We start from the raw sequence: 10,887 nt of genomic DNA, 5'->3' as shown, positions 1-10,887 counted from the left end.
GGGACTGAGAAATAAATCTCAGTCCCGATAAAAAAGCGGGCTAACCGCTATTTATGTGGTTAACCCGTGCAGCTTTGGGAACGCGCAGAGAAATTGTTATTGCAATACCAACTTCACATTGGCGTTTTGCAGACCGCGCTGTTTTACTTCAGCCAAAGTTTTGTTAACTGCATACTTTTGGTTGATTGAGTTGATCAACTCGGTTTGGTTGTGCTTCTTAGCAACGCCCCACAAGTCAGCGATTAGGTCAAAAGAACCATCGCTGTTGCGAGACCAACCTAGGTCATATTCGCCATCCAACATAGCAACAATGTCAGAACGGACACGCTGACCGTTATAACCACGGACATCAGCTTCAGTCTTTACGCTGATACCTAGGTCGCGCAAGGAAGCCTTGAGGATTTCGGCATCGGTGATTTTGGTACGCAGGGTGCTAAAGTGAGACATTTGGGTTTCCTCCAATGAGAAGATTGAGAAAAACGACAACGGTTTGTTTTGGGCGAAGCCGCGCTTAACAGGATGCGGCTTTTCTTATAACTGCTAGCATTTTCAGCTAGCCTTTCCCCCTGGGATGGCAGAGGAAAGCTTTTAAAACTCCATTCGCTGATATTCAGCTACGGAGGATGCTGCGGGGCGTGCGCGCTGTCTGGCCCAATCTCTCAGAGCCGTTACTTGTTCTTGCATCGTTCTAGACAGCGGCAAGGTTGCCTTCAGTGCAGCAATAATATCTAGTTGGGTGAACTCCCGATCTTGGGCAAAAGCTTCATACATTGCCGCAACGATCGCTTGCTCAACTTCTGCCCCAGAAAAGCCATCAGACATCTTGGCTAGTTGCTCAAGATCGAATCGAGAGATGTCTTCACGGCGTTTCGTCAGGTGAATATTGAAAATGTGTTGCCGTTCTTCTGGTGTTGGCAGATCGACAAAGAATATTTCATCAAAGCGTCCTTTCCTCAAGAATTCGCCAGGTAAGCGTTCTACTCGGTTGGCGGTTGCCATCACAAACACTGGTGATTTCTTATCTTGCATCCATGTGAGGAAGGAGCCGAAGATTCTACTTGAAGTTCCCCCATCAGAATCAGATGAACCTCCACTACCAGCAAAGGATTTATCCAATTCATCGATAAACAAAATCGCTGGGGAAATAGATTCTGCTGTTTTCAGGGCGTTCCGCAGATTTGCCTCACTCCGTCCCACCATTGAGCCGTCGTAGACTCGCCCCATATCCAACCGCAACAGTGGTAAACCCCACAGTCGGGAAGTAGTTTTGGCAATTAATGACTTACCGCAACCGGGAACTCCGAGAATTAACATCCCCTTTGGTTGAGGCAAACCATACTCTCTCGCTCTTTCTGTGAAAGCGTTAGAGCGTTGCTTGAGCCATCTTTTTAACTCTTCTAAGCCACCTACAGCATCAATGGTTTCATCTTCTTCAATGTATTCTAAGATTCCATTGCGCCGAATTAGTTGCTTTTTCTCAGATAAAACGATATCTACTTCATCTTCCGTCAAACGCCCTGTAGTTACCTGCGCCTTTCGGTAGACTTTTTCAGCTTCATCTTTAGTTAGACCTAAAGCTGCTCTGAGAAGCTTTTCTCTAGCCTCTGTTGTCAACCGTCGACCACGATTTTGGTCTACGTGCTGAGTCAGTACTTTATTCAACTCTGCCATATCTGGCAGTGTAAAGTCGATAACAACAACTTCTTTTTCCAACTCTATAGGTACTTGTTGCATTGGGGACATCAAAATAATGTTCTTTTGCGTACCTTTAAAGCTAGCGATCGCATCACGTAACGATCTGTTTGTTGCAGGCGCATCTATAAAGGGGTGTAAATCTTTAAGAATAAATATACTTGGTTCTTTCTGCCGGATTATCCACTCAATTGCCGCCTCTGGAGATACGGTATTATGTTGGGTGACATTCCGGGGTTGACCATACTCTACAATCCCGTGTGTTACTGTCCAAATAAATACTCGGCGCTGGGGCTTTAACAACTGGGCGATTGTGGAAACTGCTTGCTCGGCCCGCTCTTCCTCGGAGGTCACAAGGTAGATTAAAGGGTATTGAGCTTGAATTAGGATATTGAGCTCTTCTTTCATACTTCGACCTACTTGAGACCTTATAGAGACAGTAGAGACATTGCTTCTGGTAAAGACAACCGAATCATGAATATCTATTTAGCAAGGAACTAACTCTTCCTCGCCCTTGGGATTGGTTTCATCTTCATCCATTTCATCAATGGAAAGATGCTCTTGACCAACTACTCCTGGTTGATTGCCCAAAGCAACCAGTTCCCCATCACGTAAGACTAGTGAACTATCACAAGTTGGGCATGAATAAACTCTATGAGTCCGCCCATAAGAAGAGTCTTCTAACTCGTCAACTAACTCTTGATTAGACAGGTAAAAACCAAGGGCACGTTCGGCAAGTTCTGACATTGGTTCGGAATCAACTGCTGAACGAATCTTCAGTTTTCTGTGCAACTCTGGCGATAAATACAAAGTGACCTTTTGCTTAGTTTGCGTTTGCATATAACTCTTTAACGGTCTTACCCGGGTATGTATATCAAGTTATCGGTTCTTTTATTGGTTGTCAAGACAGTAAAACGTTTTAACGCTGATTTTGTTACATTTGTTTACATCTAGGCTTGAAATGCTGTTCATTGAGTGAAAAAGCTCCAAATTTGGTTCGCGTGTCTGAGATGCACTGTAGATAAAATGTGTGATAAAGCACTCTTTATAAGCTTATCTACTGAAACCTGAAAAGAGAATCGTAAATATCCTGAAAGAATATTTAATTTTTAATGAGCGCTCTTTCAGTGCAAGGTATTGATCTGAGTTTCTGGTATTTCTATAAAATCAGTGACTTTGGCAAAATGTGTAACGTAAATGGCTACTGCTAATAAAACCTGTAGTTTGGGGCGAAGAATTTATCGGTTTACCGTCAGTGTTAGCGGAGTCATTGCCCTGTTAATAATTCTGTGGGGTTGTACTGCAAATGATTTTAACGCTGGAGCGATCGCCTGGAAAACTTATAGCAACTCCCGTTATGGCTTTGAATTTCCATATCCTAGTAACTGGACTTCTTTAGCAGTCCCAGCAAATGATGATGGAATTGCGTTTATTTCACCGCAGAATAACTCAGTGGAAATTCGGGGGTGGGCAAGTCAGCAGTTACCAAATTCAATTGTTACAGTTCAAGAGTCTGTGAAAAAGATAAAATCCAACTTTCAAACCTCCCAAGGAGTATCTGGGGTAATGGTTGTAGAAGTTGATCAACAAGTAGGTTCGATGACACTGACACTAACTCAGAGTCAAGTGAAATACTCTTTGCAGGGACGAAGCAAGAGCCAAGAATTTCAAGATTACTATCGTTTGTTTTATTACATTGCCCAGCAGTATCGGATTACGAAGTTGTGAGATATGGGGCATTGGGGATTGGGCATTGGGCATTGGGTATACTTATTCTCCTTGTCCCCCTGCTCCCTGCTCCCTCATCTCCCCCAAAATCCACATCTCCGCCAGAATGATGATTAAGAGGGTACAGAAACCTGATAGATTTAGCTATCAGCGAGTAAAAACTGGTGAAGATGAAAGTCCTGGTTATTGGTGGTGATGGATATTGCGGTTGGGCAACTGCTCTTTACCTTTCCAATCGAGGTTATGAAGTTGGAATTTTAGATAGTTTGGTGCGGCGGCACTGGGATAATGAACTTGGTGTCGAAACTCTCACTCCGATCGCACTAATTCAACAACGTCTCCAGCGCTGGCAAGATTTGACGGGTAAATCGATCGACTTGTTCATCGGCGATATCACAAATTACGAGTTTCTCCATAAAACATTACAGCAATTTCAGCCAAATGCCCTTGTGCATTTTGGTGAACAGCGTTCAGCCCCATTTTCCATGATTGACCGAGAACACGCAGTTCTCACCCAGGTTAATAATGTAGTTGGGACGTTGAACTTACTGTACGCCATGCGGGAAGATTTCCCCGACTGTCATTTAGTGAAGCTGGGGACAATGGGTGAATACGGTACACCCAACATTGATATCGAAGAAGGGTATATCACCATTGAACACAATGGACGCAAGGATACCCTACCTTATCCCAAGCAACCCGGTTCAATGTACCATTTAAGCAAAGTCCATGATAGTCATAACATCCACTTTGCTTGCCGGATTTGGGGATTGCGGGCAACTGATTTAAATCAGGGTGTAGTTTATGGTGTCTTAACCGAAGAGACGGGGATAGACGAACTATTGATTAATCGGCTGGATTACGATGGTGTGTTTGGTACAGCACTGAACCGCTTTTGTATTCAAGCAGCTATTGGACATCCGTTAACTGTCTACGGTAAAGGTGGACAAACTCGCGGATTTTTGGATATTCGGGATACAGTAAGATGTGTGGAATTAGCGATCGCTAACCCTGCCGAAGCTGGTGAATTCCGCGTATTTAATCAATTTACCGAACAATTCAGCGTTGGCGAATTGGCATTGATGGTGAAAAAAGCTGGTAACGCTATCGGATTGAACGTAGAAATCAATCACCTAGATAATCCCAGAGTCGAGAAGGAAGAACATTACTTCAACGCGAAAAACACCAAATTGCTCGATTTAGGTTTACAGCCTCACTTGCTCTCTGATTCTCTCCTCGATTCTCTGTTAAACTTTGCCATTAAGTATCAGAAACGAGTTGATCACAAACAAATTCTGCCTAAAGTCTCTTGGCACAGAAATTAAAATAAACCCCAGTAAATCGTGGGTCTAAAACTGGTCGTCATATTTTAGCACAATATGACGACCAAATATTTATTATTTATCAGGCGTATCTTCCAGCTACTACTAAATTTAACGTGAGTTCGATGAACCTCTCCCTCCCAGCCTCCCTTTCCGTTTCGGAGAGGGAGGAGCAACGAAAAATTCAGCTTTTTGCTCCCCTTTCCGTGTCGGAGAGGGGTTGGGGGAGAGGTCAAATAAGACTTGTCGAACTCACGTTAAATTTACTGTTTACTGTTTACTACAGTTATTTTGACTGTGGAGAGTTGATTACACCACGCGAGAGAGTTTACTCTGTGTTTGATACCAAAATGCAAGCAAAGCTGAGATTATCTGCCTGGACTGAATAGTTTTTTATGAGAATTGCTCTATTTACCGAAACCTTTTTACCCAAGGTTGACGGCATTGTAACGCGCCTGCGCCATACTGTTGACCATCTACAGCGTAGTGGTAATCAAGTACTGGTAATTGCCCCTGATGGAGGCATCACTGAACACAAAGGCGCTAAAGTTTACGGCGTTACTGGCTTTCCTCTGCCATTGTATCCAGAATTGAAAATGGCATTACCCCGCCCAGCCATTGGTTATGTTTTAGAAGAGTTCAAGCCTGATATTATCCATGTTGTGAATCCAGCCGTTTTGGGTTTGTCTGGCATATTTTATAGCAAAATTCTCAAAATCCCCTTGGTGGCCTCTTATCATACCCATTTACCTCAATATCTCCAGCATTACGGCTTGGGGATGCTAGAAGGTTTTCTCTGGGAACTGCTCAAAGGCGCTCATAATCAAGCGGCTTTGAATCTGTGTACCTCCACAGCAATGGTGGAGGAACTGACAGCACATGGTATTGAACGTGTAGATTTATGGCAGCGTGGGGTAGATACAGAATTATTTCACCCCGATTTAGCTAATGTAGAGATGCGATCGCGTCTATCACAAAATCATCCAGAAAGTCCATTGCTACTTTACGTTGGGCGGCTTTCCGCTGAAAAAGAAATTGAGCGCATCAAACCAATTTTAGAAGCAATTCCCCAAGCGCGGTTGGCATTGGTTGGAGATGGGCCACACCGTCAAGCATTGCAAAAACACTTTGCTGGCACAAACACTTATTTTGTTGGCTATCTTATGGGGCAAGAGTTAGGTTCTGCCTTTGCGAGTGCTGATGCCTTTATCTTTCCTTCCCGTACAGAAACACTAGGCTTAGTACTACTAGAAGCGATGGCTGCTGGCTGTCCCGTGGTAGCAGCCCGTTCCGGGGGAATTCCTGATATTGTGACAGATGGCATAAATGGATATCTTTTTGAGCCAACAGCAGATGTTCAAGGGGCGTTAGCTGCTACTGTTCGCCTTTTAGAACAAAAACAACAACGAGACATTATCCGTCAAAATGCTCGTCAGGAAGCAGAAAGTTGGGGTTGGGCAGCTGCCACCAGACAGCTACAAGATTACTATCAAAAGGTGATATTTTCTGAACAGTTGGCAAAATAAGGGAGTGGGGAGATGAGGGAGGCAGGGGAAGAAGAATTAATAACCATGTCCTATGCCCTATGCCCAAAATCTAAAATCTAAAATCTAAAATCCCCATGACCGAAACAGACTCATGATACAAGCCCATTTATTTATGGGGATTATTAATTTTGAATTTTGAATTTTTAATTCGGAGCAAAGCGACGTGACACTCCCCAATCCAGGCAGCGTCTTGGCGATATTAACTGAACTGACTCAAGTTAATCGTACTCATGCCCTACTGCGTCGTGTCAAAGACTTATCTGTTAATGAATTTGTTTGCTTACTCGACTTCATAACTGCTGAGTTCCAGCAATTTCTGAGAGCCATTGAACTGATTAATAATGAAGCTCTAGAAACTATGTTGGAGAAGGTGCTAGAAGCTATCACACTCAAAATTGGTCAAATCCTCCAAGCAGAACACACAGCTATCTTTTTAGTTGACTATGACAAAGGTCAATTGTGGTCAAAAGTTCCTCAAGATAATACCCAAAAATTCTTAGAAATTCGTACTCCCATTACAGTAGGTATCCCTGGACATGTTGCTAGTACAGGTCAATATCTGAATATATCTGAAACTTATACTCACCCCCTATTTAGCCCAGAACTTGAAAAACAAATGGGCTACAAAATCCGTAATATTTTATGTATGCCCGTTATCAGTAGCAAAAACCAGACTGTAGCGGTAGTGCAACTAGCTAATAAAACCGGGAATGTTCCGTTTAATCATGATGATGAAGAACGTTTTCGAGACTTTGCCGCTTCGATTGGTATTATCTTGGAAAGCTGCCAATCTTTTTATGTAGCCGCTCGTAATCAAAGAGGCGCAACGGCTTTGCTGAGGGCAACTCAGACACTGGGGCAAAGTCTGGATTTAGAAGCAACTTTGCAGATAGTCATGGAACAAGCTCGAATTTTAATGCAAGCAGACCGCAGCACACTGTTTTTATATCGAAAAGAGATGAGCGAACTCTGGACGAAGGTTGCAGCAGCAGCAGATGGCACAAACTTGATAGAAATTCGTATTCCCGCTAACCGTGGCATTGCTGGATATGTAGCTTCCACTGGTGAAGCCTTAAATATTTCCGATGCTTATAAAGACCCCCGCTTTGACCCAACTACAGATAGAAAAACTGGGTATGTAACTCGTAATATTCTCTGTTTGCCAGTATTTAATTCTGCAAATGAATTGATTGGTGTTACACAATTAATTAATAAGCAACAAAGCAGTTTTACTGCTTCTGATGAAGAATTTATGCGGGCTTTTAATATTCAGGCAGGAATTGCCTTAGAAAATGCTCGTTTGTTTGAAAATGTGCTGTTAGAAAAACAGTATCAAAAAGACATTTTACAAAGTCTGTCAGATGCGGTGATTTCTACAGATATGGCAGGACAGATTGTCACGATTAATGATGCAGCTCTAGAGTTGCTGGGTTGTCCGATAGGAGACGCTAATAGTAAAAACAACAAGCTTTTGTGGGAACAACATTTGATTGGTCGCCTAGTTTGGGAAGTTGTGCCGATTGAAAATCTCCAAATGCGACTAGAAGATAGTCTAAAAACTGGAGCTAAACATTATGTGCCAGAGCAAAGTTTGATGCTGGGACTTTATCAAGTGCTGAGTGAAAATCAGGATGGGCTAAATGCTCCGCTACCGCTAACAGGACTTAGGAATCAGCATTCAATTTTAGCACTGCGCGATCGCACTAACCCCGATATTTTCATTCCCTGGAATCAACCCCTTACTCCTCAACCTGAGTTTCTATCCTCTAATCAGGTACAAATATTAGAGCGCAGTACCAATCTCACTGTTAATCCCCTGACTAACCCAGAAGGCGGTGTCCGCGGTGGTTTGGTGGTCTTAGAAGACATTACCCAGGAAAAACGGATGAAAACTACTATGTCCCGCTACCTGACGCCCCATGTCGCGGAACAAGTTATGGCACTAGGGGAAGACGCTTTAATGGTAGGCGAACGGAAGGAAGTAACTATCTTGTTTTCTGATATCCGGGGCTACACAACACTTACAGAAAATCTCGGTGCAGCTGAGGTGGTATTGCTGCTCAATCAGTATTTTGAAACGATGGTGGAGGCGGTTTTTAACCACGAAGGCACTCTCGATAAATTTATTGGTGATGCCTTAATGGCGGTATTTGGTGCGCCGCTACCACTTACAGAAAATCATGCTTGGAGGGCTGTGCAGTCAGCCTTAGATATGCGACAACGCTTGGAGGAATTTAACCAACGACGAATTATCCAGGCGCAACCACAAATTCATATTGGCATCGGGATTAGTTCTGGGGATGTGGTTTCGGGTAATATTGGTTCTCGCAAACGGATGGATTACACCGTCATTGGAGATGGTGTAAATTTAAGTTCGCGCTTAGAAGCGGTAACTAAAGATTACGGTTGTGATATTCTTTTAAGCGAATTTACTTACCAATTGTGCAGCGATCGCATTTGGGTGCGCCAGTTAGATAAAATCCGAGTCAAAGGGAAACACGAGGCAGTTAATATCTACGAGTTAATTGGCGATCGCACTACTGAGTTAGATGTCAACACTCAAGAGTTTTTGTTGCACTATCATACTGGACGCGCTGCTTATTTATCGTGCAACTTCTCGCAAGCGATCGCCTGTTTTGAAGCCGCCAAATGCATCAAACCCCAAGACCAAGCTGTTGATATCCACCTAGAACGTGCATATAATTATCAACAAACACCGCCCCCAGAGTCTTGGGATGGTGTTTGGACAATGCTTACTAAGTAAGCTGTCATTAGTCCAATGCCCCATTGCCCATTCAACCTTTAGCCTCCCCCTGATCATCCTGAAACGGATCTTCGCCAATTCCTAGCTCTTTTTTTGAGCGTTTCAACTGTTTCCATAGATCCTTTATTTGTTCGTAAGCTGCACCTGGAGGCACTTTTCCACCTGTTTCTAAGTTGCAAATGTAACTTACACGTTGGGCAAATTCTTGGAGATTTGCATTAAAAACCAAGTTTTCTGGCTTGACCTGTCCGTAGTAGCGACCACGAGGGAAGAGAAAATCATCCTTGTTCACTATTTTTTTCTCCATTTATTCAATTCACCTTGTGTTTGAGTTTCTAAAGCTGAATCACTAGCTAACCTAATCTATCTTTTGTCAGACTGGGAGAAATCAAATCATCTAACTCCTTTTCCACTTGGTGATGCCGGGATTGGTTGATTCAGATTTTGAGACTAGATGATAAAGCTTCAAATCCTTTTGTTGTAAATGTTACAAAAAAGTTTCTACTAAAGTAACTAGAGAGAATATTTGATTTTCCTCCCCGTTGTTAATTTATCTCATCTTAAATTATGAAGTTCAAATTGTAATCAACTTCAGTCGAAACCCTAATATACAAATTATTAAAACATATCCGTATGTCTGAGTAACAATTTTTTCGCAAAAATAGTTACAAATATGATAGTAATACTACTTAGGTAAACATAATATATACCTAAGCCAATTGTCCTCTGTTAAAAGTTAGAGATTCAGTTCGGAATCTTTAGAAACTAGCTACTGAGTAGTGAACAAGAAGAGGGCATTGGGTATTGGTTATTAATTATTTTTCTCTACCCTCCTGCTCCTGTGATCGCCCTGCTTCCTCTGAAATAATCATCAATGGCTAATAGTTAATAACTAAAGATAAAATGGTGAAGCCTCAAAGGACAACTTTTGTCCATCGCCTAAAACTTTACCTGTCACCATGTCTGTTAATTCCAAGTTATACGAAGGCAAAGCGAAAATTCTCTATACAACGGACGATCCGGAAGTCTTGTTGGCTGATTTTAAGGACGACGCCACGGCGTTTAACGCCCAAAAGCGTGGCAGCATCGAAGGAAAAGGAAAAATTAATTGTAGCATTTCTAGCCAACTTTTTAAACAGTTGGAGACAAATGGTATAAAAACTCACTTTATCGACAGCCCTGCCCCGAATCAGATGCGGGTGAGGGCAGTAAAGATTTTACCTTTAGAAGTAGTGATCAGAAATATTGCTGCTGGCAGTTTGTGTCAGCAAACAGGTTTACCAGTGGGTACAATTCTGAAACAGCCTTTGGTTGAGTTTTATTACAAAAACGATCAGTTAGGAGATCCTTTGTTGACACGCGATCGCCTGTACCTGCTAGAACTAGCTACTGCGGAACAAGTAGACGCAATTACACATCTAGCATTGCAAATCAACGAATTTCTCAATAACTTTTGGCAGCGGTGCGGCATTACTCTAGTAGACTTCAAACTAGAGTTTGGTTTGGACTCACAACAGCAGTTGCTCTTGGCAGATGAGATTAGCCCCGACACTTGCCGTTTGTGGGATACCGCAGAAGAAGACTCAAACCGCCGGGTAATGGACAAAGACCGCTTTCGGCGAGACTTAGGAAATGTAGAGGATGCCTACCAGGAGGTTTTACAAAGAGTGCTAAAAGCAGTAGAAACTACAACTTAAACAGGTAAAAACCAAAAGGTCAGAAGGAACTATATTTAACTTTTGCCTTTTGCCTTTTGCCTTGTAAAGTAAAAAAGCAAAAGAAAAAAATTATGTTTTGAGTTTTACCTTTGGCATAAGGGCATTATTGCCTTGTG

At 42.6% G+C, this 10,887-nt stretch carries 9 protein-coding genes; 5 read left to right on the top strand and 4 right to left on the bottom strand.

All coding sequences use genetic code 11. The features are described 5' to 3' along the window. Window positions 1-96: 96 nt before the first annotated feature. The 3 genes from HWQ44_RS21340 to HWQ44_RS21330 form a co-directional block, all read right to left on the bottom strand. Window positions 97-447: a DUF1257 domain-containing protein gene (locus tag HWQ44_RS21340; RefSeq protein ID WP_012407317.1), complete on the bottom strand. Its 351-nt coding sequence runs from the start codon at window positions 445-447 to the stop codon at window positions 97-99. 141 nt (window positions 448-588) lie between these two features. Then, window positions 589-2,100 (bottom strand): AAA family ATPase, encoded by a 1,512-nt coding sequence (locus HWQ44_RS21335; RefSeq protein WP_094331397.1) that lies wholly within the window; start codon window positions 2,098-2,100, stop codon window positions 589-591. A gap of 78 nt (window positions 2,101-2,178) precedes the next feature. Then, entirely contained in the window at window positions 2,179-2,532 is a 354-nt protein-coding gene (locus HWQ44_RS21330; RefSeq protein WP_292722680.1) for a hypothetical protein, read from the bottom strand. A 357-nt stretch (window positions 2,533-2,889) separates the two neighbouring features. On the opposite strand from HWQ44_RS21330, the gene HWQ44_RS21325 reads away from it, so the two are divergent. The 4 genes from HWQ44_RS21325 to HWQ44_RS21310 all read left to right on the top strand — a co-directional run bounded on the left by HWQ44_RS21325 (window position 2,890) and on the right by HWQ44_RS21310 (window position 9,053). Beyond that, window positions 2,890-3,420, top strand: coding sequence for a hypothetical protein (locus HWQ44_RS21325; RefSeq protein WP_292722678.1), 531 nt, complete (start codon window positions 2,890-2,892; stop codon window positions 3,418-3,420). A 170-nt stretch (window positions 3,421-3,590) separates the two neighbouring features. Beyond that, on the top strand, window positions 3,591-4,745 hold the full coding sequence (locus HWQ44_RS21320) for an NAD-dependent epimerase/dehydratase family protein (protein ID WP_179069093.1): 1,155 nt from the start codon (window positions 3,591-3,593) through the stop codon (window positions 4,743-4,745). Window positions 4,746-5,137: 392 nt separating this feature from the next. Then, window positions 5,138-6,268, top strand: a complete 1,131-nt coding sequence (locus tag HWQ44_RS21315; RefSeq protein WP_292722675.1) for a glycosyltransferase family 1 protein — start codon at window positions 5,138-5,140, stop codon at window positions 6,266-6,268. A gap of 184 nt (window positions 6,269-6,452) precedes the next feature. After that, the gene (locus HWQ44_RS21310; protein ID WP_292722672.1) at window positions 6,453-9,053 is read left to right on the top strand and encodes an adenylate/guanylate cyclase domain-containing protein; all 2,601 of its coding nucleotides are present in this window, start codon (window positions 6,453-6,455) and stop codon (window positions 9,051-9,053) included. Between the two features lie 31 nt (window positions 9,054-9,084). Here HWQ44_RS21310 and HWQ44_RS21305 read toward each other — a convergent pair whose 3' ends face one another. After that, window positions 9,085-9,360 carry a hypothetical protein gene (locus HWQ44_RS21305; RefSeq protein WP_292722670.1) on the bottom strand — a complete coding sequence of 92 codons (276 nt, stop codon included), beginning with the start codon at window positions 9,358-9,360 and terminating at the stop codon, window positions 9,085-9,087. A gap of 652 nt (window positions 9,361-10,012) precedes the next feature. Between HWQ44_RS21305 and purC the strand changes: the two genes are divergently transcribed. Continuing rightward, window positions 10,013-10,750 carry a phosphoribosylaminoimidazolesuccinocarboxamide synthase gene (gene purC / locus HWQ44_RS21300; RefSeq protein WP_292722667.1) on the top strand — a complete coding sequence of 246 codons (738 nt, stop codon included), beginning with the start codon at window positions 10,013-10,015 and terminating at the stop codon, window positions 10,748-10,750. Window positions 10,751-10,887: the final 137 nt, after the last annotated feature.

The sequence above is a fragment of the Nostoc sp. JL34 genome, assembly GCF_017114945.1.
In the GTDB taxonomy this organism is placed as follows: Bacteria; Cyanobacteriota; Cyanobacteriia; order Cyanobacteriales; family Nostocaceae; genus Nostoc.
The sequence above is the reverse complement of the archived record's forward strand: the minus strand, read 5'-3'. Positions and strand labels throughout refer to the sequence as shown.